This is a genomic window from Streptomyces mayteni, from assembly GCF_054783955.1.
Genome location: NZ_BAAGPR010000022.1, coordinates 1 through 23350 on the forward strand (window position 1 = coordinate 1; position 23350 = coordinate 23350).

Annotated in this window: 19 protein-coding genes and 1 tRNA gene; 12 read left to right on the forward strand and 8 right to left on the reverse strand. The window is 73.2% G+C overall.

The window, feature by feature from the left end:
- The coding region (locus ACYVPE_RS12855; protein ID WP_461033654.1) for a PEP/pyruvate-binding domain-containing protein at positions 1-1751 on the reverse strand (1751 nt) is incomplete at its 3' end.
- Positions 1752-1924: 173 nt separating this feature from the next.
- On the opposite strand from ACYVPE_RS12855, the gene recD2 reads away from it, so the two are divergent.
- The 3 genes from recD2 to ACYVPE_RS12870 all read left to right on the forward strand — a co-directional run bounded on the left by recD2 (position 1925) and on the right by ACYVPE_RS12870 (position 6829).
- Positions 1925-4165 carry an SF1B family DNA helicase RecD2 gene (recD2, locus tag ACYVPE_RS12860; RefSeq protein ID WP_461033655.1) on the forward strand — a complete coding sequence of 747 codons (2241 nt, stop codon included), beginning with the start codon at positions 1925-1927 and terminating at the stop codon, positions 4163-4165.
- Positions 4166-4305: 140 nt separating this feature from the next.
- Positions 4306-5628 carry a citrate synthase gene (locus ACYVPE_RS12865; RefSeq protein WP_461033656.1) on the forward strand — a complete coding sequence of 441 codons (1323 nt, stop codon included), beginning with the start codon at positions 4306-4308 and terminating at the stop codon, positions 5626-5628.
- Between the two features lie 634 nt (positions 5629-6262).
- Positions 6263-6829: a DedA family protein gene (locus ACYVPE_RS12870; RefSeq protein ID WP_461033657.1), complete on the forward strand. Its 567-nt coding sequence runs from the start codon at positions 6263-6265 to the stop codon at positions 6827-6829.
- Here ACYVPE_RS12870 and ACYVPE_RS12875 read toward each other — a convergent pair.
- The 6 genes from ACYVPE_RS12875 to iolC all read right to left on the reverse strand — a co-directional run bounded on the left by ACYVPE_RS12875 (position 6786) and on the right by iolC (position 13565).
- A complete protein-coding gene (locus tag ACYVPE_RS12875) occupies positions 6786-6977 on the reverse strand; it encodes a MerR family transcriptional regulator (RefSeq protein WP_461033658.1) in 192 nt (63 codons plus the stop codon). The genes ACYVPE_RS12870 and ACYVPE_RS12875 overlap by 44 nt on opposite strands.
- A gap of 152 nt (positions 6978-7129) precedes the next feature.
- Positions 7130-8626, reverse strand: a complete 1497-nt coding sequence (locus tag ACYVPE_RS12880; protein ID WP_461033659.1) for a CoA-acylating methylmalonate-semialdehyde dehydrogenase — start codon at positions 8624-8626, stop codon at positions 7130-7132.
- 28 nt (positions 8627-8654) lie between these two features.
- Positions 8655-10535, reverse strand: a complete 1881-nt coding sequence (gene iolD, locus ACYVPE_RS12885; RefSeq protein ID WP_461033660.1) for a 3D-(3,5/4)-trihydroxycyclohexane-1,2-dione acylhydrolase (decyclizing) — start codon at positions 10533-10535, stop codon at positions 8655-8657.
- Positions 10532-11575, reverse strand: coding sequence for a 5-deoxy-glucuronate isomerase (gene iolB / locus ACYVPE_RS12890; protein ID WP_461033661.1), 1044 nt, complete (start codon positions 11573-11575; stop codon positions 10532-10534). Before iolB ends, iolD begins: the two co-directional genes overlap by 4 nt.
- 50 nt (positions 11576-11625) lie before the next feature.
- Positions 11626-12504, reverse strand: coding sequence for a Cgl0159 family (beta/alpha)8-fold protein (locus ACYVPE_RS12895; protein WP_461033662.1), 879 nt, complete (start codon positions 12502-12504; stop codon positions 11626-11628).
- The gene (iolC, locus tag ACYVPE_RS12900; RefSeq protein ID WP_461033663.1) at positions 12501-13565 is read right to left on the reverse strand and encodes a 5-dehydro-2-deoxygluconokinase; all 1065 of its coding nucleotides are present in this window, start codon (positions 13563-13565) and stop codon (positions 12501-12503) included. Before iolC ends, ACYVPE_RS12895 begins: the two co-directional genes overlap by 4 nt.
- Before the next feature lie 257 nt (positions 13566-13822).
- Between iolC and ACYVPE_RS12905 the strand changes: the two genes are divergently transcribed.
- The 8 genes from ACYVPE_RS12905 to ACYVPE_RS12940 all read left to right on the forward strand — a co-directional run bounded on the left by ACYVPE_RS12905 (position 13823) and on the right by ACYVPE_RS12940 (position 21711).
- Complete coding sequence (locus tag ACYVPE_RS12905) at positions 13823-14824, forward strand: substrate-binding domain-containing protein (protein ID WP_461033664.1); 1002 nt, start codon at positions 13823-13825, stop codon at positions 14822-14824.
- A 20-nt stretch (positions 14825-14844) separates the two neighbouring features.
- Positions 14845-15924, forward strand: a complete 1080-nt coding sequence (locus tag ACYVPE_RS12910; protein WP_461033665.1) for an ABC transporter permease — start codon at positions 14845-14847, stop codon at positions 15922-15924.
- Positions 15894-16712, forward strand: a complete 819-nt coding sequence (locus ACYVPE_RS12915; RefSeq protein WP_461033666.1) for an ATP-binding cassette domain-containing protein — start codon at positions 15894-15896, stop codon at positions 16710-16712. Before ACYVPE_RS12910 ends, ACYVPE_RS12915 begins: the two co-directional genes overlap by 31 nt.
- On the forward strand, positions 16709-17617 hold the full coding sequence (locus ACYVPE_RS12920) for a sugar phosphate isomerase/epimerase family protein (protein WP_461033667.1): 909 nt from the start codon (positions 16709-16711) through the stop codon (positions 17615-17617). Before ACYVPE_RS12915 ends, ACYVPE_RS12920 begins: the two co-directional genes overlap by 4 nt.
- A gap of 974 nt (positions 17618-18591) precedes the next feature.
- Entirely contained in the window at positions 18592-19614 is a 1023-nt protein-coding gene (locus tag ACYVPE_RS12925; RefSeq protein WP_461033668.1) for a Gfo/Idh/MocA family protein, read from the forward strand.
- 41 nt (positions 19615-19655) lie between these two features.
- Positions 19656-20393, forward strand: a complete 738-nt coding sequence (locus ACYVPE_RS12930; protein WP_461033669.1) for a GntR family transcriptional regulator — start codon at positions 19656-19658, stop codon at positions 20391-20393.
- A gap of 115 nt (positions 20394-20508) precedes the next feature.
- Positions 20509-20583 (forward strand) — tRNA-Cys (locus tag ACYVPE_RS12935).
- A gap of 96 nt (positions 20584-20679) precedes the next feature.
- A complete protein-coding gene (locus ACYVPE_RS12940; protein ID WP_461033670.1) occupies positions 20680-21711 on the forward strand; it encodes a phage baseplate protein in 1032 nt (343 codons plus the stop codon).
- A gap of 82 nt (positions 21712-21793) precedes the next feature.
- Here ACYVPE_RS12940 and ACYVPE_RS12945 read toward each other — a convergent pair whose 3' ends face one another.
- Positions 21794-22174, reverse strand: coding sequence for a MerR family transcriptional regulator (locus ACYVPE_RS12945; RefSeq protein WP_461033725.1), 381 nt, complete (start codon positions 22172-22174; stop codon positions 21794-21796).
- 58 nt (positions 22175-22232) lie between these two features.
- Here ACYVPE_RS12945 and ACYVPE_RS12950 point away from each other — a divergent pair, with 58 nt between their 5' ends.
- Positions 22233-23336 (forward strand): alkene reductase, encoded by a 1104-nt coding sequence (locus ACYVPE_RS12950; protein ID WP_461033671.1) that lies wholly within the window; start codon positions 22233-22235, stop codon positions 23334-23336.
- Positions 23337-23350: the final 14 nt, after the last annotated feature.

Genomic DNA, 23350 nt, shown 5'->3' on the forward strand with positions numbered 1-23350 from the left:
CCCCGCGGGGCCACCGCGCCGGCGTCACGCGCCGGCGCCGCCTGATCGGCCGCCGCCGACCTCTCGCGTTCCGCGCGAGTGGCGGCTGGCACGGTCGGCGGCCAGGCCCCGCTTCGCTGGGGCGCCGCAGGGCCACCGGCCGTGGCCGTGGCCGTGGGTGGTCGGTCGGCCGCCGTCGACGTCGCGTGCTCCGCGCCAGCGGGCACCGGTGGCTGGATTCTTCTGCCCGCCTCCCTGACGAGCCGGGTCTGGAACTCCTGGATCCAGAGGATGCGGAGGCGGAGGGACTCGCGGAGGCCGAGCGGGGGCGCGGGAAGGGCGGCGGCCGGCGTGCGTTCGGGGAGCCGCGGGGCGCGGTCGAGGCCGGGGGCGGTCAGGGCCAGCACCTCCGGGTGGGCCGCGGTGAGTTCGGCGTCGTCCAGGCCGCGGTCGCGGCCCTCGAGCAGCGCCGCGAGCGCCGCGCCGCCCGCCGTCCCCGCCCCCGGGCCGGCGGGCGGCAACAGGGCGCCGGCCAGGGCCTCCTGCGCGTGCAGCGCCACCAACGCCGCCCTGCTCCAGCGCAGCGCCGCCAGCAGCTCGGCCGAGCTGAGCCGGGCCGGGGCCGCGGCCTCGGCGAGCGCCCGGTCCACGTCCGTCCGCAGCGCGACCGCCAGCCGCGGCAGCGCGGCCCGCAGCCGGCCCACCCGCCAGGCGGGTGCCAGCCGCCTCGCGCCTGGCAGCGGGTTCAGCGGCGCCAACAGCCGGTGCCTGGGCGGTTCGAGCCCGAGGAGCCGCAGGTCGGCGACGGCCCGCCCGCCGACCGTCGTCACCGCCGGCACCTCCCGAAGCCGGCGCCGGCCGGCCGCGCCCGCCAGGTCGAGCGCCGTCGCGATCCCGTGCGCCATCGGGGTGACCCACAGGTCCTCCTCGAGCGGCAGCAGCGGCTCGGGCAGCGTCTCCGCGACCGGCCCAGGGCCGAGCAGCCGGGCACCACGTGGCGGGCGCGGCGCCATCGCCGTGATCGGCCGGGACTGGAAGAGCCAGAGCCGGCCGGTGAGTTCGTCGAAGCCGAACTCGATGTCCTGCGCCCCGCCGAACACCGCCCCGGCGCGCCTGGCCAGCCCGGTCAGCCGGCGCAGCTCGGCCGCCGTCAGCAGCCCGGGCCGCGCCGCCCGGCCCTCCCGCACCGGCCGGCCGCGGCGGGTGAGCCGGAGGTCGGTGCCCGCCGCCTCGCCGCTCACCAGCCGGTCGGGGCCGCCGCGCACCGCGCTCAGCAGCATCCGGTCGGCGCGCCCGGCCACCGGATCGGCGCCGAACAGCACCCCGCCGATCCGCGAGCGGACCATCGGCTGCACCAGCACCGCCATCGCGTCGGCCGACGACTCCCGCACGGTGCGCAGCGCGTCCCGGAAGGCCGCCCAGCCGCGCACGTCCAGCACCGAGGCGAACTGGCCGGCCATGGACGACCGTTCGGTGTCCTCGGCGGCCGAGGAGGAGCGGACCACCAGCGGCCTGGCGCCGTCCTCGCTCAACTCCCGCCAGGCGGACCGGGGATCGCGGCCGCCACGGACGGCGGCGCCAGGCGGCAGGACGACGAAGCCGGGCAGCACCGGCAGCCGCGCCCGGGCGGCGCGGGCCAGCGCCGCCGCCTTGGAGCCGGTGAGGTCGACCCGGCCGGCGCGCGGGTCGCCGAGCGGGAGGGTCAGGTCGGTGCCGGTGGTCGGTGACGTGTCGTGCGTGCCGTCGTCGATCCCGATGTCCTTGATGTCCATCGCTCACCCCAAGACGTTCCAAGACGTTCCGGGCCGTCGTCCCGCCGGAGGAGACGCCGGGAAAACGTCAGGCACCTGACAGCAAAACGGGATGTGTCGGAAAATCGTCCAACTCTGTTCGCCTGTGGACGACCGGCGACGCCGTGTCGGTGCCGACGACTAACGTCGGACCCATGTCGAACGGTGCGGTGGTGCTCGAAGCGGTCCTCGAGCGCATCACGTACGCCAACGAGGAGAACGGCTACACGGTGGCCCGGGTGGACACCGGCCGCGGCGGCGGCGAGCTGCTGACCGTCGTCGGCTCGCTGCTCGGCGCCCAGGTGGGCGAGTCGCTGCGGATGACCGGCCGGTGGGGCTCGCACCCCAGCTACGGCCGGCAGTTCACCGTGGAGAACTACACCACGGTGCTGCCGGCCACCGTGCAGGGCATCCGCCGCTACCTGGGCTCAGGACTGATCAAGGGCATCGGCCCGAAGACCGCCGAGCGCATCGTCGACCACTTCGGCACGGCCACCCTCGACGTCATCGAGGCCGACCCCCGCAAGCTGATCGCCGTCCCAGGGCTCGGCCCCAAGCGCACCGCGCTGATCGCCACCGCCTGGGAGGAACAGAAGGCCATCAAGGAGGTGATGGTCTTCCTGCAGAGCGTGGAGGTCTCCACCTCCATCGCCGTCCGCATCTACAAGAAGTACGGCGACGCCTCCATCTCCGTCGTGAAGAACCAGCCCTACCGGCTCGCGGCCGACGTGTGGGGCATCGGCTTCCTCACCGCCGACCGGATCGCCCGCGCCGTCGGCATCCCGCAGGACAGCCCCGAGCGGGTCAAGGCCGGCCTCTCCTACGCCCTTTCGCAGGCCACCGACCAGGGCCACTGCTTCCTGCCCGAGGAGCGGCTGATCTCCGACGCGGTGAAGCTGCTCCAAGTCGACACCGGGCTGGTCATCGAGTGCCTCGGCGAGCTCGCCGAGGACCCGGAGGGCCTGGTGCGGGAGCGGGTGCCGCACCCGGACGGCGAAGGCGAGGACGGCACGCTCACCGCCGTCTACCTGGTGCCGTTCCACCGCGCCGAGCTGTCGCTCGCCGGGCAGCTGCGCCGGCTGCTCGGCGCCGACGAGGACCGGCTCGCCGCCTTCCAGGACGTCGAGTGGGAGAAGGCGCTCTCCTGGCTCGCCGGCCGCACCGGCTCCGAGCTCGCGCCCGAGCAGGAGGAGGCGGTCAGGCTCGCGCTCACCAGCCGGGTGGCCGTGCTGACCGGCGGCCCCGGCTGCGGCAAGTCCTTCACCGTCAGGTCGGTGGTCGAGCTGGCCCGCGCCAAGCGCGCCAAGGTGCTGCTCGCCGCCCCCACCGGCCGGGCCGCCAAGCGGCTCGCGGAGCTCACCGGCGCCGAGGCGTCCACCGTGCACCGGCTGCTCGAGCTCAAGCCCGGCGGGGACGCGGCCTACGACCGCGACCGGCCGCTCGACGCCGACCTGGTGGTGGTCGACGAGGCGTCGATGCTCGACCTGCTGCTCGCCAACAAGCTGGTCAAGGCCGTGGCCCCTGGCGCCCACCTGCTGCTGGTGGGAGACGTGGACCAACTGCCCTCGGTCGGCGCCGGCGAGGTGCTGCGCGACCTGCTCGCGCCGGACAGCCCGGTGCCCGCCGTGCGGCTGACCCGGATCTTCCGGCAGGCCCAGCAGTCGGGCGTGGTCACCAACGCCCACCGGATCAACTCCGGCATCCCGCCCGTCACCACGGGCCTCGCCGACTTCTTCCTGTTCGTCGAGGAGGAGACCGAGGACGCCGGCCGGCTCGCCGTCGACGTGGCGGCCCGCCGGGTGCCGGCGAAGTTCGGCCTCGACCCGCGCCGCGACATCCAGGTGCTCACCCCGATGCACCGCGGCCCGGCCGGCGCCGGCGTGCTCAACGGGCTGCTCCAGCAGTCCATCACGCCGGCCAGGCCCGGGCTCGCCGAGAAGCGGTTCGGCGGCCGGGTGTTCCGCGTCGGCGACAAGGTCACCCAGATCAGGAACAACTACGACAAGGGCCGGAACGGCGTCTTCAACGGCACCGTCGGCGTGGTCACCGCGCTCGACGTGGACGAGCAGCGGCTGACCGTGCTCACCGACGAGGACGAGGAGGTCCCCTACGACTTCGCCGAGCTCGACGAGCTCTCCCACGCCTACGCCGTCACCATCCACCGCTCGCAGGGCAGCGAGTACCCCTGCGTGATCATCCCCGTCACGATGAGTGCCTGGATGATGTTGGAGCGGAACCTGCTGTATACGGCCGTCACCCGCGCCAAGAAGCTCGTGGTGCTCGTCGGCTCCCGGCGGGCGTTGGGCCAGGCGGTGCGCTCCGTCTCGGCCGGCAGCCGCTGCACGGCGCTGGACGCGCGGCTCGCGGGCAAAATTCTTCGTCCGGAGCGCCCGTAAATATCCGCATTCACGCGGCACGGCGTGCCAGAAAGTGGCCACTTGGCCGACCCCGAGTGCACATTCTGCGCCCAGATGGGGGACAGTAGGAGGGAGTCAGGGCACCTCGAAGAAGAGGCACAACGTCGGTGAGGGATGACGTGAGCGAAAACCGCAACAGCGACAGCGCAGGCAACGCGGACGACGCAGTATTCGTGCGGTACGGCACCGAGGAGTACCGCTACCCGTTGGTCGAGAGCACGGTGGGTGACCGTGGCTTCGACATCGGCAAGCTGCGCGCACAGACCGGTCTGGTGACCCTGGACTCCGGTTTCGGCAACACTTCCACGTGTAAATCGGAGATCACCTACCTGGACGGCGAGCAGGGCATCCTTCGCTACCGTGGGTATCCGATCGAGCAGATCGCGGAGCGCGGCTCCTTCCTCGAGACGTCCTACCTGCTCATCAACGGCGAGCTCCCCACGGTGGACGAGCTGGCCGCCTTCCGGGGCGAGATCACCCGGCACACCATGCTCCACGAGGACGTCAAGCGCTTCTTCGACGGCTTCCCGACCGACGCCCACCCGATGGCCATGCTGACCTCGGTGGTCAGCGCGCTCTCCACCTTCTACCAGGACAGCCACAACCCGTTCGACGAGCGGCAGCGCCACCTCTCCACCATCCGGCTGCTCGCCAAGCTCCCGACGATCGCCGCCTACGCCTACAAGAAGGCGATGGGCCAGCCGGTGGTCTACCCGCGCAACGACCTCGGCTACGTCGAGAACTTCCTGCGGATGACCTTCTCGGTGCCGGCCGAGGGCTACGACCTCGACCCGGTGGTGGTCAACGCCCTCGACAAGCTGCTGATCCTGCACGCCGACCACGAGCAGAACTGCTCCGCCTCCACCGTCCGCATGGTCGGCTCCTCGCAGGCCAACCTGTTCGTCTCCATCTCCGCCGGCATCAACGCGCTCTGGGGCCCCCTGCACGGCGGCGCCAACGCGGCGGTGCTGGAGATGCTGGAGGCCATCCAGGCCGACGGCGGCGACGTGGACGCCTTCATCCGCAAGGTGAAGAACAAGGAGCAGGGCGTCCGCCTGATGGGCTTCGGGCACCGCGTCTACAAGAGCTTCGACCCCCGCGCGAAGATCATCAAGGCGGCGGCGCACGACGTGCTCTCGGCGCTCGGCAAGTCCGACGAGCTGCTGGACATCGCCCTCAAGCTCGAGGAGCACGCGCTCAGCGACGACTACTTCGTCTCCCGCAACCTGTACCCGAACGTCGACTTCTACACCGGCCTGATCTACCGGGCCATGGGCTTCCCGACCAGCATGTTCACCGTGCTGTTCGCGCTCGGCCGGCTGCCGGGCTGGATCGCCCAGTGGCACGAGATGATCAACGACCCCACCACCCGGATCGGCCGCCCGCGGCAGGTCTACACGGGCGTGGCCGAGCGGGACTACCTGCCGGTCGAGCAGCGCTGACGAAGATGTGACGCAGGTCACATATCCGCTGGCGCAACCTTCCACGCCGTCGTCGGTCTAACCGGTCAGCGTTGGCGCGGATTCGGCTGGATCCACGCCGGCGGCCGTCCAGCCGGGGTCCCGTGGGGGGACGCTCTGTGCGGACGGCAGGAAGCGCCCCGCGCCGGGCCCTGTGGGGGGACCCGTCGGCGGGGCGCTTTTCATTTTTCCGCCATGCGGTGACGCGGCGCTTGGCTTGGGCCGGCGCGAGCGTCGCCAGGGCTCGGCGCGATGTCGAAGCCGAGCGCAGCGCCCCGGGGGTGAGGGTCGCCAGACCCTCGCCGCTTCGCGGCGGAGTCGGCGCGGCGTGCCGGCGCAGCAAAACGGCCACCGTCGCGCCCCGCGCGGCGGACCCGCAGGGGGCCGGGCCCCCGCCGCCCGGGGCGCGCCCCGGGAAGCGGGCCCGCACGAGGGCCGCCAGGCCCTCGGTGCCCTGTGAAAGCCCAGCGCAGCGGTTTGGTGGGCCCCTAGGGGGAACCCGGCAAGGACCCGGGAATGGGCGAGGTGGCCTTCCTTACCGCCGTCGACACGTGTCAGCGTTGGCTTACAGGTTGCGCGACGGGGCAGCCGCGGGAGTGGGGAAACGGGCATCGGCATGGACGGCGCACTCTGGATGTACGCGCTACTGGTTCTCACCAGCGCACCGCCCTACCTCCCGAACAGCGCGCTGATCGCGGCCGCGGGCGTCATGGTGCACGCCGGCGAACTCAGCCTTCCGGCCGTGCTGTTGACGGTGGCCCTCGGGGCGCTCGCGGGTGACGGGCTGATCTATCTGGCCGGTCGGCTCGGCCGGCCGCGGGTCGTTCGGTGGCTGGACCGCTCGCCCCGGCGCCAGGCCGCGTTGGCCTGGACCGGGGAACGGATGCACGCCCACGGGCTGCCGTTCGTCGTCGGCGTGCGGTTCCTGCCGAGCGGCCGGGTCATCGGCGGGCTCACCGCCGCGCTGGTCGACTTCCCGGCCCGCCGCTACCTGTTGGGGATGGGCGTCGCCCAGACCGTCTGGGCCTCCTACAGCGTCGCCCTCGGCTACTGGGGAGCCGCGGCCCTGGAAGGGCCGCTCCCCTCCGTGCTCATCGCCTGCGGGATCTCGTTGGCGGTGGCCGGCGTCGCCCGGCTGGTCAGCGGCGCCGGTTCCCGGGGCGCCGCCGCACCCACTCCCTGATGGTGTCCGGATACCAGTACGGCCGGCCGCGCTCCACCACGTCAGGCACGGGCAGCAGGCCGTGCTTGCGGTAGGACCGTACGGTGTCCGGCTGCACCTGGATGTGGGCGGCGATCTCCCTGTACGACCAGAGTCCGCGGTCCGCCATCTTCTCGCACCTCCCGATAACCAGTGGGCCTGTCCCCCCGAGAACGACGCGTGACGCCGTGGGGCCGGGCTTGTTGATCATCTGTGACGGGCAGGGCGCGTAACGGTGACGGCTGTCGCGGACCGCGGCCAAACCGACAGGTTGTGCGGGCGTCAGGTGTGGCTGGGGAAGCCGAGGTTCACGGCGCTCTCCGCCGGTTCTGGCCAGCGGGTGGTGATGACCTTGCCCCGCGTGTAGAACCGTACTCCGTCGTTGCCGTAGATGTGATGATCACCGAAGAGGGACTCCTTCCAGCCACCGAAGGAGTGGTAGCCGACCGGCACCGGGATCGGCACGTTCACCCCGACCATCCCGCTCTCCACCTCCAGCTGGAACCGCCTTGCCGTCCCGCCGTCCCGGGTGAAGACGGCCGAACCGTTGCCCCAGGGTGAGGAGTTGATCAGCTCGATCGCCTCCTCGTAGTCGGCGGCCCGCACCACGCACAGCACCGGGCCGAAGATCTCGTCCCGGTAGGCGTCCATCCCCGGCGACACCCGGTCGAGCAGCGAGACGCCGAGGAAGAAGCCGTCCTCGTGCCCCGGCACCGTGAACTCCGTGCCGTCCACCACCACTTCGGCGCCCTGCGCGGCCGCGCCCCGCACGTAGGACGCCACGTTCGCGCGGTGCTCCGCGGTGATCAGCGGCCCCATCTCGGAGGCCGGGTCGTCGCCGGGGCCGATCACCAGGGCCCGCGCCCGCTCGGCGATCGCGGCCACCAGCGCGTCCGCCGTCTCGTCGCCCACCGCGACCACCACCGACACTGCCATGCAGCGCTCACCGGCCGAGCCGTAGGCCGCGCTGACCGCCGCGTCGGCCGCCACGGCCAGGTCGGCGTCCGGCAGCACCAGCATGTGGTTCTTGGCGCCGCCGAGCGCCTGCACCCGCTTGCCGTGCTCCACCGCGCCGCGCTGGATCGCCCGCGCCACCGGCGTCGAGCCGACGAAGCTGACGGCCGCCACGTCCGGGTGCGCCAACAGCCGCTCCACCGCCTCCCGGTCGCCGTTGACGACGTTCAACACGCCGTCCGGGAACCCGGCTTCGGCCGCCAGCTCCGCCAACCGCAGCCCCGCCGACGGGTCCTTCTCGCTCGGCTTCAGCACGAACGTGTTGCCGCAGGCGACCGCCACCGGGAACATCCACAGCGGCACCATCGCCGGGAAGTTGAACGGCGTGATGCCCGCGACCACGCCGAGCGGCTGCCGGATCGACGCCACGTCGACGCCCGTCGACACCTGGGTCGACAGCTCGCCCTTCAGCTTCTCGGGGATGGTGCAGGCCAGTTCGACGATCTCCAGGCCGCGCGCCACCTCGCCCAGCGCGTCCGCGTGCACCTTGCCGTGCTCCGCGGTGATCAGCCCGGCCAGCTCGTCGCGGTGCGCCACCAGCAGTTCGCGGTAGCGGAACAGCAGGCCGGTGCGCCTGGCCAGCGAGGTCCCGCCCCACGACCGGTGCGCCGCGCGGGCCGCCGCCACCGCCGCGTCGACCTCGGCGGCCGAGGCCAGCGCCACCCGGCCCGCCTCGGCGCCGGTCGCCGGGTCGAAGACCGGGCCGAAGCGGCCCGAGGCGCCCGGCACTGGCTTGTTGCCGACGAAGTGTCCCATGGTCTTCACGGTGGTGCCCTTCCTCGTCACGACTGGCCTACAGGTGGTGGCGGCGGCCCGCGGCGCCGCGCTCGTACTCCTCGCGGGCCCGGCGCGCCGCCGGCCGGGTGGCGGTGGCGGCCACCGGCACGTCCCACCACGCCTGCGCGGGCGGCGCCGTGTCCCTCGGGTCGGTCTCGACGTACACGCAGACCGGCCCCGCCGCCTCCCGCGCCTCGGCGAGGGCCGCCCGCAGCTCCGCCTGGCTGCCGGCCCGCAGCACGGTGAGACCGAGCGAGGCGGCGTTGGCCGCCAGGTCGACCGGCAGCGGGTCGCCGGTGAAGCCGCCGTCGGCCGCCCGGAACCGGTAGGCGGTGCCGAAGCGTTCTGCGCCGGTCAGCTCCGAGAGGCCGCCGATCGACGCGTAGCCCTGGTTCTGCACCAGCACGAGCACCACGTGCAGGCCCTCCTGCACGGCCGTCACCAGCTCGGTCGGCCCCATCAGATAGGTGCCGTCGCCGACCAGCGCCCACACCACGCGGTCCGGCGCGGCCAGTTTGACGCCGATGGCGGCCGGGATCTCGTAGCCCATGCAGGAGTAGCCGTACTCCACGTGGTACTGGCGCCGCGACCTGGCCCGCCACAGCTTGTGCAGGTCGCCCGGCATCGAGCCGGCCGCGTTGATCACCACGTCCTCGTCCCCGACGACCGCGTCGAGCGCGCCGAGCACCTGGCTCTGCGTCGGCCGGTCGTCCTCCTTCTCGGGGGTGAACGCGGCCGAGACGACCGCCTCCCAGCGCTCCTTGGCCGCCCGGTAGCCGGCCGCGTACCCGTCGGAGACCCGGTGCCCGGCCAGCGCCTCGGTCAGCGCGCCGAGACCGGCCCTGGCGTCCGCGACCAGCGGGAGGCCGGCCAGCTTGTGGGCGTCGTACGGCGCGACGGTGAGGTTGACGAAGCGGACGGCGGGGTCGGCGAACAGCGTGCCGGAGGCCGTGGTGAAGTCCGAGTAGCGGGTGCCGACGCCGATCACCAGGTCGGCGGCGCGGGCCAGTTCGTTGGCGACGGCGGTGCCGGTGTGGCCGACGGCGCCCACGTCGCAGGGGTGGTCGTGGCGGAGCGAGCCCTTGCCCGCCTGGGTGGACGCCACCGGGATGCCGGTCGCCTCGACCAGGGTCCGCAGCGCCTCCTCCGCCACGCTGTGGTGCACCCCGCCGCCGGCCACGATCAGCGGCCGGCGGGCCGCCCTGATCGCCCGCGCCGCCTCGGCCAGCGCCTCCGCGTCGGGCGCCGGCCGCGGCACCCGCCACACGCGCTCGCGGAAGAACCCCTCAGGCCAGTCGTGGGCCTCCGCCTGCACGTCCTGCGGCAGGGCGAGGGTCACCGCGCCCGTCTCCACCGGGTCGGCGAGCACCCGCATCGCCTGGAGCGCGGCCGGCACCAGCGCCTCGGGACGGTGCACCCGGTCGAACCAGCGGGAGACCGGCCGCAGCGCGTCGTTCACCGACACGTCGCCGGCGCCCGGGTGTTCGAGCTGTTGGAGCACCGGGTCGGCCGGCCGGGTGGCGAAGGCGTCGCCCGGCAGCAGCAGCACGGGCAGCCGGTTGACGGTGGCCAGCGCGGCGCCCGTCACCAGGTTGGTGGCGCCAGGACCGATGGAGGTGGTGACGGCGTGCGCCGAGAGCCGGTCGCGCTGGCGCGCGTAGCCGACCGCGGCGTGCACCATCGCCTGCTCGTTCCGGCCCTGGAGGAAGGGGAGTTCGGCGCCCGGGCCCTGGCCGCTCTCCAGCAGCGCCTGCCCGACGCCGGCCACGTTGCCGTGCCCGAAGATCCCCCAGCAGGCGGCGACCAGCCGCTCCCGGCGGCCGTCCCGCTCGGTGTACTGCCTGGCCAGGAAGCGCACCAGCGCCTGGGCGACCGTGAGGTGGTGTGTGTTGCTCATGACCGCTCCGGTGATGGGGGCGTGGGCTGCTGGGGGGAGTCGGCGGCCGAAGGCGCCTCGCCGGGGGCCGAAGGCCCCGGCTGGCGCCTGGCCGGCCTGCCAGGCCGTGCCGTGGCGGCGGCCTCGGCGGCCTCCTGGGAGCGATAGCGCGGCAGCCTGGGGTCCGGCCGCTGGTCGGCCCAACTGCCCCTGATCCAGGCGTGGTCGGGATGGTCACGGATCAGCCAGGCGCGGTCGGGATCCGGCCCCGCCATCACGTTCAGGTAGTACATGTCGTGCCCGGGCGCGGCGATCGACGGGCCGTGCCAGCCGTCCGGGATGACCACCGCGTCTCCGGTGCGGACCTCGGCCAGCACGTCCGTGCCGGTGCCGTGCCCCGAGGGGGTGACCCGCTGGTAACCGACGCCGTCCGCCGCCGGGTTGGCCTCGGCCGCGGCGATCTCGAAGTAGTAGATCTCCTCCAGCCTCGACTCCTCGCCAGGACGCGACTCGTCGTGCTTGTGCGGCGGGTACGACGACCAGTTGCCGCCCGGCGTCAGCACCTCGACGGCGATCAGCCGGTCGGCCTCGAACACCCCGGCCGCGGCGAAGTTGTTGACCTGCCGGGTGCAGGATCCCGCGCCACGCAGCTCGACCGGCACCCGGTCGGCCGCGACGTGCCTGGCCGGCAGCCGCCGCTCGCAGCGGGCGCCGGTCAACGCGAACCGGCCCCCGGCGGCCGAGGAGATCGTCACCTCGGCGTCCCGCGGCACGTACGCGAAGTCCGTCAGGCCGGCGAAGACGCCGGCGCGGCCGCGGAGTTCGAAGCGCTCGCCGGCCACCTCCACCACGCAGCCGCCGGCCAGCGGCAGCACGATCCACTCGCTGTCGCCGGTGGCGAGGCGGTGCGTACCACCGGGCGCCAGCGGCAGCACGCGCAGCGAGGAGTAGCCCCAACCGGCCGACTCGGGGCTGATGTCCAGGGTGTAGGGGCCGGCGGCGGCGCTGCCGGCCGGCAGATGGTGGCGGCCGGACGCCGCGCCCGGGCTCGGGGGTGTCACCGTCGACGACCTCTCCTTCGGGGGATGGCTTGGGGCGGATGAGCGGGGGGTTAGAGCAGGCTGACGGCGGTGCGTACGGCGCCCGCCACGTCGCCGTCCGGCGGGTAGAGCAGCGAGCGGCCCACCACCAGGCCCCGCACGGTGGGCAGCCGCAGCGCCGAGCGCCACTTCTCGTAGAGGCCGTCCTGGTCGCCGGTCACCTCGCCGCCGAGCAGCACCGCGGGCAGCGTCGAGGTCTCCATCACCCGGGCCATCTCGTCCGGGTCCGCGGTGACCGGCACCTTCAGCCAGGTGTAGGCGGAGGTGCCGCCGAGGCCCGAGGCGATGGCGATGGCGGTGGTGACGGCCTCGGCGCTCAGGTCGTTGGTCGGCTTGCCGGCTATTCGGCGGCTGAGGAACGGCTCGACGAAGACCGGCAGTCGGCGGCGCGCCATCTCGTCGATCACCCGGGCGGTGGACTCCAGGGTGGTGAGCGAGCCCGGGTCCGTGTAGTCGACGCGCAGCAGCAGCTTGCCGGCGTCGAAGCCGAGCCGCTCGATGTCCTCGGGACGGTGCCCGGTGAACCGGTCGTCGAGCTCGAACGAGGCGCCGGCCAGCCCGCCGCGGTTCATCGAGCCGAGCACCACCTTCTCGTCGAGCGCGCCGAGCAGCAGCAGGTCGTCCAGGATGTCGGCGGTGGCCAGCACCCCGTCGACGCCCGGCTGGGCGAGTGCCAGCGTCAACCGCTCGAGCAACTCCACCCGGTTGGCCATGGCGAGCGGCCGGCCGCCGACCTTGAGCGCGCCGCGCGCCGGGTGGTCGGCGGCGATGATCATCAGCCGGCCCCGGTCCCCGAGGAGCGGACGCCGGGCCCGCCGCGCCGCCGCCTCGGCGATCGCCTCGGGGTGCCGGCTGCGCACGGTGGCCAGCTCGGAGATGCTGATGGTCACGGAAGGCTCTCCTTCGGTTCGGTCAGGGCTGCCGGTTCGGTCGGGGCTGCCGGTTCGGTGCTCGCTTCCGGCACGGTGCCGCCGCCCAACAGGGCGTCGACCTCGTGGGCGTAGGGCATGGCCGACGAGCAGGCCAGCCGGCCGGCGACCAGCGCGCCGGCGGCGTTGGCGAAGCGCGTCAGCCGGTCGGGGGCCCAGCCGGCCAGCAGCCCGTGGCAGAGCGCGCCGCCGAACGCGTCCCCGGCGCCGAGGCCGTTCACCACCTCGACGGGGTGCGGCGGCGCCTGCGCCTCCGTGCCGTCCCGGTGCACCGCGAGCACCCCGGCCGGCCCCTGTTTGACGACCGCCAGCTCCACGCCGGCCGCCAGCAGCGCCTCGGCGCAGGCGCGCGGCTCGCGGACCCCAGTGGCGACCTCGCACTCGTCCAGGTTGCCGACGGCGACGGTCGCGTGGGACAGCGCCTCGCGGTAGAGCCCGCGGACGGCCGACGAACCGTCCTTCCAGGCGGCGTCTTTCCAAAACGTCGGCCGCCAATCGAGGTCGAAGACGGTGGCCACCTGGTCGCCGTGGTGCTCGGCGCGGGCGGCGAGCGCCGCGAGCGTGGCGCCGCGGCTCGGCTCCTCGCAGAGACCGGTGCCGCTCATCCAGAAGATCCTGGCCGCCCGGACGGCGGCCAGGTCGAGCTCGTCGGCGTGGATCACCAGATCGGGCGCCTTGGGCAGCCGGTAGAAGTAGAGCGGGAAGTCGTCGGGCGGGAAGATCTCGCAGAAGGTGACGGGCGTCGGGTACTCGGGAACCGCCGTCACCCAGCGGTCGTCCACCCCGAACTCCCGCAGCGCCTGGTGGCAGTAGTCGCCGAACGGGTCGCGGCCGGTGCGGCTGATCACCGCGGCCGACCGGCCGAGGCGGGCGGCGGCCACGGCCACGTTGGTGGGCGAGCCGCCGAGGAATTTGCCGAACGAATCGACCCTGGCCAGTGGCACACCGGTCTGCAGCGGGTAGATATCGACCCCGATGCGCCCCATGGTGATGACGTCGAATGCTGTCCCGGCCGTCGTCATCCGCGCTCTCCCTCCGCCGTCCCTGGCGTGCGTCGTCGCCCTGTCGCGCCGCCCCCCAGCGTCGGCCCACTCGGGACCCGCTGTCAATGCTTTGTCTTTACATATGGACATCTCGATGACGTAAGGATGAAGCGTTGTCCTGACGAAGCATTGTCCTGACAAACTATTGACAGTCGGGCCCACCCGGCGGTTTGCTCCCCACTGCGACCCGCTCCCACCCCAACCCTCCACTCTCACACCGAAGTGAGGTAGGAACGATGAACCGGATCAGTCGCCCCCTCTTCGCGGCGGGCTGCGCCGCCGCCCTGCTGCTCGTCACCGCATGCTCCAGCGACTCCGGCGGCCGGCGGGCCCAGGAGGAGGCGGACGACCTGGCGGCTGGCCAGGCCGACACCCCCCGAATCAGGGTCGCCATGATCACCCACGGCGGCCGCGGCGACACCTTCTGGGACATCGTCCGCAAGGGAGCCGAGGACGCCGCCAGCAAGGACAACGCCGAGCTCATCTACTCCAGCGACCCCAGCGCCGCCGGCCAGGCCAGCCTCATCGACAACGCCGTCGACCAGGGCGTGGACGGCATCGCCCTCACCATGGCCAACCCCGAGGCGCTGGCCGACTCGATAGCCGCCGCCCAGGAGGCGGGCATCCCCGTCGTCGGCCTCAACTCCGGGCTGCCCGCCTGGCAGGACGCCGGCCTGCTCTCCTACTTCGGCCAGGACGAGGGCGTCGCCGGCCGCGCCTTCGGCGAACGGCTCAACGAACTCGGCGCCCAACACACCGTCTGCGTCATCCACGAACAGGGCAACATCTCCCAGGAGCAGCGCTGCGGCGGCCTCGACGAGACCTTCGAGGGCGAGAGCGAGATCCTCTACGTCGACGGCGCCGACCTGCCGGCCGTCCGCTCCACCATCGAGGCCAAGCTCCGCCAGGACGGCTCCATCGACTACGTCGCCGCCCTCGGCGCCCCCTACGCGCTGGCCGCCGTCGACTCCGTCTCCGGCGCCGGCAGCGACGCCAGCATCGCCACCTTCGACCTCAACACCGAACTCGTCACCGCCATCGAGGAAGGCGACATCGCGTTCGCCGTCGACCAACAGCCCTACCTCCAGGGCTACCTGGCCATCGACGCGCTCTGGCTCCACACCTCCAACGGCAACGTCAGCGGCGGCGGCACCGCCCCCGTCCTCACCGGACCGGCCTTCGTCGACGCGGAGAACGTCGCCACCGTCGCCGAGTACGCCGCCAACGGCACCAGGTGAGCGGGGAGTTGAGCCACGACATGCCCGCAGACACCGCAGACACCGCAGACACCACCGTCGAACCCACGGCCGCGCCCCGCCCCGCGGGCGACGGCCGCACCACCCGCCGCTCCCCGCTCCGCCGGCTGCTCGGCCGCCCCGAGATGGGCGCGCTGGTCGGCGCCGCCGCCGTCTACGTCCTCTTCTCCGTCGTCGCGCCCACCTTCCGGCAGCTCGACTCGCTCTCCACCGTCCTCTACCAGGCGTCCACCCTTGGCATCTTGGGCATCGCCGTCGCCCTGCTGATGATCGGCGGCGAGTTCGACCTGTCGGCCGGCGTCGCCGTCACCGCCTCCGCGCTCACCGCCAGCATGTTCGCGTTCCAACTCACCCTCAACGTCTGGGCCGGGGTGCTGGTCGCGCTCGTCCTCTCGCTGGCCGTCGGCGCCCTCAACGGCGTCCTGCTGGTCCGCACCGGACTGCCGAGCTTCCTCATCACCCTGGCCACCTTCCTGATGCTCCAGGGCCTCAACCTCGCCGTCACCAAGGCGATCACCGGCAACGTCGCCACCGACTCCATCCGCGACATGGACGGCTTCGAGCAGGCCCGCGACGTCTTCGCCGCCACCCTCACCATCGGCGACACCCAACTGCGGATCACCGTGCTGTGGTGGCTCGGCTTCGCCGCCCTCGCCACCTGGGTGCTGCTGCGCACCCGCTACGGAAACTGGGTGTTCGCGGTCGGCGGCAACGCGGAGAGCGCCCGCGCCGTCGGCGTGCCGGTGGCATTCGTCCGGATCAGCCTCTTCATGACCGTCGGCTTCGCCGCCTGGTTCGTCGGCATGCACCAGCTGTTCGCGTTCAACACCGTGCAGTCCAACGGCGGCATCGGCAACGAACTCCTCTACATCGCCGCCGCCGTCATCGGCGGCTGCCTGCTCACCGGCGGCTACGGCTCCATCGCCGGCCCGGCGATCGGCGCCTTCCTCTTCGGCATGGCCAACCAGGGCATCGTCTACGCCAACTGGGACCCCGACTGGTTCATGTTCTTCCTCGGCGCGATGCTGCTGCTCGCCGTGCTGCTCAACCTGTGGGTCCGACGCCAGGCCACCCGGAGGTGACACCCGTGGCTCCCCTCATCGAACTCCGCGCCGTCGGCAAGTCCTACGGCAACATCCACGCCCTCCGCGGCGTCGACCTCACCGTGGCGCCCGGCCGGGTCGGTTGCGTGCTCGGCGACAACGGCGCCGGCAAGTCCACCCTGATCAAGATCATCTCCGGGCTGCACCGGCACACCGCGGGCGAGTTCCTGATCGACGGCCAGCCGGTCCGGCTCTCCTCGCCCCGCGAAGCCCTGGACCGCGGCATCGCCACCGTCTACCAGGACCTCGCCACCGTCACCCTGATGCCGGTCTGGCGCAACTTCTTCCTCGGCTCGGAACTCACCCGTGGCCGCTGGCCTTTCCAGTCCCTCGACATCCCCCGGATGCGGCGGATCGCCGACACCGAACTCCGCGCCATGGGCATCGTGCTCGACGACCTCGACCAGCCGGTCGGCTCGCTCTCGGGCGGCCAGCGGCAGTCCGTCGCCATCGCCCGCGCCGTCCACTTCGGCGCCCGCGTCCTCATCCTCGACGAGCCGACCGCCGCGCTCGGCGTCAAACAGTCAGGCGTCGTGCTCCGCTACGTCGCCGCCGCCCGCGAACGCGGCCTCGGCGTCGTCTTCATCACCCACAACCCCCACCACGCCTACCTGGTCGGCGACCACTTCACCGTGCTGCGGCTCGGCGCGGTCGAACTGAGCGCCGACCGGTCCGCGGTCGACCTCGACCAGCTCACCCACCAGATGGCCGGCGGCGCCGAGTTGGACGAGCTCCGCCACGAACTGACAGGAGAAAGCGCACCATGAGCGCCGTGCAGGCACTGGACCGGATCAGGGTCGGCTCGGCCCCGGACTCCTGGGGAGTCTGGTTCGCCGACGACCCCCAGCAGACCCCCTGGCACCGCTTCCTCGACGAGGTCGCCGAGGCCGGCTACCCCTGGATCGAACTCGGCCCCTACGGCTACCTGCCCACCGACCCCGCCGTGCTGCGCGACGAACTCGCCCGCCGCGAGCTGCGGGTCTCCGCCGGCACCGTCTTCACGGCCCTGCACCGCGGGCCTGCCGTCTGGGACGAGACCTGGGCGCACGTGGCGAAGGTCGCCGCGCTCACCCGGGCGGTGGACGCCACCCACCTGGTCGTCATCCCCGAGTTCTGGCGCGATCCGGTCACCGGCGAACGCACCGAGGACCCGACGCTGACGGCCGGCCGGTTCGCCGACCTGACGGCCGGCCTCGAACGCCTCGGCCGCGCCGTACGCGACGAGTTCGGCCTCGGCATCGTCGTCCACCCGCACGCCGACACCCACATCGACACCGAGGAGAACGTCACCCGCCTCCTCGACGCCACGGACCCGGCGGTGGTCGACCTCTGCCTCGACACCGGCCACTACGCCTACTGCGGCGGCGACAGCGTCAAGCTCATCGAGACCTACGGCGAGCGCATCGGCTACCTCCACCTGAAGCAGGTGGACCCGGCGATCCTCGCCGACGTCGTCGCCAACGAGGTCCCCTTCGGGCCGGCGGTGCGGCGCGGCGTGATGTGCGAACCGCCGACCGGCGTCCCCGAACTCCCGCCGGTCCTGGCGGCGGCGCAGGCCCTCGGCACGGACCTGTTCGCCATCGTCGAACAGGACATGTACCCGTGTCCGCCCGACCAGCCGCTGCCGATCGCCGAGCGGACGCGGCGCTTCCTGTCTTCTTGCGGAGCGTAGCCTCGGCGCGGCCCGCAACCCGACGATCCCGGCCTCGGGCCCCCTCCCGGGGTGCCGTCCGGCGGGCGCGGTTCGGGGCTCCGCCCCGGTGCCCGGCAGGTTTGGGCGCGTTGGCGAGCAGCGCGACCCGGGGGTTCCGGGGCTCCGCCCCGGTCCCCGGGGCCGGGGACGCCGTCCGGCGGTCCTGGCTCGGTGCTTCGCCCCGGGCCCCGGTGCCCGGTGGGCTTTCGAGACCTGCGGCCCCGGCTTTCTGGGGCTCCGCCCCGGTGCCCCGGGGGCTTGGGTGCGTTGGCGCGCCCCGGTTCCCGGGGCCGGGGTGCTGCCCGGCGGTCCCGGCTCGGTGCTTCGCCTCGGGCCCCGGTGCTCGGTGGGCTTTCGGAGCCTGCGGCCCCGGGCCTTCTGGGGCTTCGCCCCGGTGCCTCCGGCTGAGGGCTCCGGCCCCCTGGCCGGGGGCGGGTTCGGGGCCCGTCGGGTCCGGACCCCGTGCCGCCGGGGCCGTCGTCCAGCGGCGGGGCGCCGGTTCGGCGCCTGGTGGCCCTTCGGGCCGAGGTGCTGCCCGGCGGTCGCGGGTCGGGGCTTCGCTCCGGCTCCAGGCCGGAGTCGCCCCGCTACGCGGGGTCCCCGGTCGGCGGTCTCGGCTGGGGGGCTCCTGCCCCCGAGCCGCAGGCCGGTTCGGGACCCGTCGGGCCTGGACCCCGTGCCCGCTTGGGCTTGTCGTCCAGCGGCCCGATGCCGGTCCGGTGTCCGGCGGGCCTTCCGGGGCCTGCGGCCCCGGGGGGCTTCGCCCCGGTCCCCGGACCCCGGCGCCGGAGGCGCCGTCCGGCGGTCCCGGGTCTTCCGGGGCTACGCCCCGGCCCGCTACGCCCCGAACCCGTTCCGCCCCGTGCCGCAACGCGGCCCGTAGGCCGCGGCGCGTACGTTCGGCACCGAGGGACCGTTTCATCTCCACACCGCGAAAAAGAAGAAGGGCGCAGATGACCAACCGCACCACCCCCCTCGGCGTCGCCGTCATCGGTACCGGGACGATGGGGGCCGATCATGTTCGCCGGCTCGACCAGGTGGTCAGCGGCGCCCGCGTCGCGGCCGTCGCCGATCCGGACGAGGGTCGCGCCAAGGGCCTGGCCGACACCATCGACGGCTGCACCGCGCAAACCGACACCACGGCCGCCCTCGACGCCCCCGGCGTCGAGGCCGTGCTGATCGCCTCGCCCGGGCCGGCCCACGAGGAGACGCTGCTCGCCGCGCTCGACCGTGGCCTGCCGGTGCTGTGCGAGAAGCCGATGACCCCCGACACCGCCGGCGCGCTCCGCGTGCTCGAGGCCGAGCAGCGGCACGGTGCGCGCCGCATCCAGGTCGGCTACATGCGCCGCTACGACACCGAGTACGCCCAGCTCAAGGACGTGTTGACGGCCGGCGAGATCGGTCGGCCGCTGCTCCTGCACTGCCGGCACCGCAACGTGTCCGTGCACTCCTACTTCACCGAGCCCATGCTCATCAACGACTCGGTGGCGCACGAGTTCGACGCCGCCCGCTGGCTGCTCGGCCAGGAGATCGTCGCCGTCGCCGTGCTGCGGCCCGCCCCCAGCCGGCTCGCCGCGCCCGGCATCGGCGACCCGCAGCTCGTCGTCTTCGAGACCGACGCCGGGGTTCTCGTCGACGTGGAGATCTTCGCCACCGCCGGCTTCGGCTACCAGGTGCAGGCCGAGGCCGTCTGCGAACGCGGCACCGCCCGCATCGGGGACGCGCACGGCATGCTCACCAACACCGCGGGACGCTGGGGCGGCGGCATCGCGCAGGACTATCTGGCCCGGTTCGTCGACGCCTACGACCGCGAGGTGCAGGCGTGGGTCGACGCCACCAGGCGCGGCGAGGCCACCGGGCCGAGCGCCTGGGACGGCTACGCCGTCGCCGCCGCCTGCGAGGCCGGCGTCGAGGCCCAACGCACCGGCCAGCGCGTCGCCGTCGACATGATCACCCGCCCGGCCTTCTACCGCTGAGGCCGTATATTCGGCACCCGAGGACCGAGGAGGGAACCGCGGTGGACCTGAGGTTCAGCATCGACCGCAACAGCCCCGTGCCGCTCTACTTCCAGCTGTCGCAGCAGTTGGAGGCGGCGATCGAGCAGGGGAAGCTGCTGCCCGGCACCCGCCTCGGCAACGAGATCGATCTGGCGGGCCGGCTCGGGCTCTCCAGGCCCACTGTCCGCCAGGCCATCCAGGCCCTGGTCGACAAGGGCCTGCTGGTCAGGCGCCGTGGCGTCGGCACCCAGGTGGTGCACAGCCAGGTGCGGCGGCCGCTGGAGCTGAGCAGCCTGTACGAGGACCTGGAGGCGGCCGGCCAGCGGCCGGCCACCCGGGTCCTCGACGTGGCCACCGTGCCGGCCCCGGCCGAGGTCGCGGCCGCGCTCGGCATCGCCGAGGGCGCCGAGACCCAGCGCATCGAACGCCTCCGCCTCACGCACGGCGAGCCGATCGCCCACATGCGCAACTACCTGCCCCGCGAGCTGTACGACTTCGGCCGCGACGACCTGGAGGCCACCGGCCTCTACCGGCTGATGCGGGCCGCCGGCACGGCGCTGCACAGCGCCCGCCAGTCCATCGGCGCCCGGGTGGCCACGGCCGCCGAGGCCGGGCTGTTGGCCGAGCCGCCAGGCGCGCCGCTGCTGAGCATGCAGCGCACCGCGTTCGACGACACCGGCCGCGCCGTCGAGTACGGCTCCCACCTCTACCGGGCCTCCCGCTACACCTTCGAACTCCAGCTGCTGATCAGGCCGTGAACCGGGCTTCCGTGAACGCCGCATGTACCCCCGTGCCAGTCCCGTTGCGGATCACCTGAACCCGTTGACCGGGCCACGGCCGAGCGGCGAGAGTCGTGCTCACGCGAAAGCGCCCGGCCGTGTGCCCGAGTGGTTCAGGGGCTCGCCTGCAAAGCGAGTGACGTGGGTTCGAATCCCGCCACGGCCTCCACACCCGTGATCGACGACAACGTCAGGCTCGGTCAACTTCGTTGGATCGACTGCTAGATTCGCCGCTCGAACGTGCTATCGATCGAGAGGTGACGGCGTGACGGAATCCTTAGCGAGTTCGGCCGATCAGGCGCACAGCCGAAGAGGTCTGCTCACCGGTGGCATCAAGCTGGCAGCGGGGGCGGCGGTGCTCGGCGGCACCTCGCTGCTCACGGTGAGTCCGGCGCACGCGGACGTGGACGACACGCCGAAGTTCAAGCTGGAGGGGAACGGCGGCAACCCGGTCTGGCGCCGGACGCTCCATCAACCCTACTGGGCGATGCAGTCGTTCGCCTACGACAGTGTCAACAGCCAGATCTACTTCGCTCAGCACAAGGTGGGCGGTGACAACGGCGATCTGTGGCTGAGCAAGACGGACCTGTCCGGCACTGTGCTGAGCACGATGGCCATCCACGGTTTCGGCCACGGCTCGTCGATGGGCGTGGAGTCCGCCGGTGTGGGCACCCCACCGTTCATCTGGATCGAAAGCCACTCGGTCAACGACGCCGGTACCCGGATCGCCCGCTTCCGCTGGAGCGACGGGGGGGAACTGGATTCGACGTCCCCCACCATCCAGAACCGAACCCCCACGGTCTCCACCTTCGCCCACAGCCCGCGGCCGGCGTTCGACTCGCACTACGGCCGGATGCTCTTCCGCTACCACTCGGGCAGCGGATCCCGCCCCTGGCGCCTCGCCCTGTTCTCCCAAGCCGATGCCGTGGCCGGGCGGTTGGGCGACGGCACCCGCCTGACCGAGCGGGCGATCCCGACCAACCAGGAGCTGGGCCTGACCGGCGACGACCTGTTCCAGGGCATCACCGCCTGCGGCCGCTACGCCTATCTCCTCTTCGGCGGCACCAACCGCACCTCCTACCTCGTCACCCTCGACATGAACGCCACCGCGGACAGCTACGTCGAGAAGTACCCCACCAGCGCCGGCCAGTCGCTCCCCGGCCGCGAGGCCCAGGGCATCGCCATCTGGCGGGTGAACGGAGCGCCCAGGCTCGCCTTCGGCTACTCGTCGAGGGACACCTCGACCTCCCCTGACTCCTTCGAGGCAAGCGTCTTCTACAAGAGCGAGTTCATCTGACCGACGGGGCGAACGTCCGGCATCCGGCGGGATGCCGGGCGTCCTGTCCTCGCGTGGCGGGTGGTGCGCCGGCGGGCGGTGGTCAGCCGGCCGGCGGGGGCGTCAGCCCGGCCGTGGCCGACTCGATCGCCTCGTCGAGGATGTCGCGGGAGAGGAGCAGGTCGCGGATCATGCCGTCGAGCCGGCGGCGTTCGTGGGTGAGGTCGGCGACCAGCTTCTCGTTGCCGATCGCCGAGAGGCCGCCGTCCGCGTCCCGCATGCACGGCAGCAGCCGGGCGATCACCTCGCTGCACAGGCCGGCCGCGTAGAGCGCCTGGATCCGGATCACCCGGTCCACCGCCCAGTCGCCGAACTCCCGGTGGCCGCCGGGCGTACGCTCGGCCCGCAGCAGGTCCTGCTGCTCGTAGTAGCGGAGCGACCGCTCGCTCACCCCGGTGCGACGCGCGAGTTCCCCGATCCGCATGACGACCTCCGGATCCGCACTTGAATCTGACATTGATGTCAGGTTCTACCGTACCGGCATGACGCGCTCCCCGGAATCCTCCCGCCTCTTCGAGCCCACCCGCCTCGGCCCGCTGACCCTGCCGAACCGCCTGGTCATGGCGCCGCTCACCCGCAACCGCGCCTCCGCGGACGGGGTGCCAGGCGAGCTGATGACCGCCCACTACGCCCAGCGCGCCGCCGCCGGGCTGATCATCGCCGAGGCCACCACCCCGAACGCCGTCGGGCAGACGTACCCCAACATCCCCGGGCTGCACACCGCGGCGCAGGTCGCCGGCTGGCGCGGGGTCACCGACGCGGTGCGCGCCGCCGGCGGCCGGATGTTCGTGCAGCTCCAGCACGGCGGCCGGGTCGGCCACCCGGCCACCAGCGGACTGGTGCCCGTCGCGCCCTCCCCGATCCCGCTGCCGGAGACCATCCACACCCCGACCGGCCGCCAACCGTCCGTCACGCCACGGGAGATGACCGTGGACGACATCCGCGCCCACGTCGCCGACTTCGTCGCCGCCGCGCGCAACGCCCGCGCCGCCGGCTTCGAGGGCGTCGAGGTGCACGCCGCCAACGGCCATCTGCTGCACCAGTTCCTGGCCACCAACACCAACCGCCGCGTCGACGGGTACGGCTCCACCGTCGCCGGCCGCGTCCGGTTCGTCGTGGAGGTGGTCGAGGCGGTCGCCGACGCCGTCGGCCAGGACCGGGTCGGGCTGCGGATCTCCCCGCGGAACCCCGTCAACGGCATCGTCGAGAGCGACACCGATGTCGTCTACCCGGCCCTGGCCGACGCCCTGGCCGGCCTCGACCTCGGCTATCTGCACCTGGTCCGCACCGACGCCGAAGACCCGCTGTTCGGGGACCTCCGCGGGCGCTGGCCCGGCGTCCTGATGGCCAACCCCGACCTCGGCCCTGGCGGCGGACTCCCCGCCGACGGCGGCCGCGCGGCCGGCGAACGACTCCTCGCGGCCGGCGCCGACGCCATCGCCCTCGGCCGGGCCTTCATCGCCAACCCCGACCTCGTCGAACGCCTGCGCCGCGGCGCCCCGTTGAACCCGCTCCGGGAGGGCCCGCTGATGTACGTCGGCGGCGCGACCGGCTACAACGACTACCCGGTGCTGGCGGCCGCGTGAGGCCGTGCGGTGGG

Coding starts and splice junctions, on each gene's coding strand:
- iolD (WP_461033660.1), bottom strand. CDS start 10,535: ATGAGCAACACACACCACCTCACGGTCGCCCAGGCGCTGGTGCGCTTC.
- ACYVPE_RS12925 (WP_461033668.1), top strand. CDS start 18,592: ATGACCAACCGCACCACCCCCCTCGGCGTCGCCGTCATCGGTACCGGG.
- ACYVPE_RS12910 (WP_461033665.1), top strand. CDS start 14,845: ATGCCCGCAGACACCGCAGACACCGCAGACACCACCGTCGAACCCACG.
- ACYVPE_RS12950 (WP_461033671.1), top strand. CDS start 22,233: ATGACGCGCTCCCCGGAATCCTCCCGCCTCTTCGAGCCCACCCGCCTC.
- ACYVPE_RS12920 (WP_461033667.1), top strand. CDS start 16,709: ATGAGCGCCGTGCAGGCACTGGACCGGATCAGGGTCGGCTCGGCCCCG.
- ACYVPE_RS12875 (WP_461033658.1), bottom strand. CDS start 6,977: ATGGCGGACCGCGGACTCTGGTCGTACAGGGAGATCGCCGCCCACATC.
- ACYVPE_RS12905 (WP_461033664.1), top strand. CDS start 13,823: ATGAACCGGATCAGTCGCCCCCTCTTCGCGGCGGGCTGCGCCGCCGCC.
- ACYVPE_RS12870 (WP_461033657.1), top strand. CDS start 6,263: ATGGACGGCGCACTCTGGATGTACGCGCTACTGGTTCTCACCAGCGCA.
- iolC (WP_461033663.1), bottom strand. CDS start 13,565: ATGACGACGGCCGGGACAGCATTCGACGTCATCACCATGGGGCGCATC.
- ACYVPE_RS12945 (WP_461033725.1), bottom strand. CDS start 22,174: ATGCGGATCGGGGAACTCGCGCGTCGCACCGGGGTGAGCGAGCGGTCG.
- recD2 (WP_461033655.1), top strand. CDS start 1,925: ATGTCGAACGGTGCGGTGGTGCTCGAAGCGGTCCTCGAGCGCATCACG.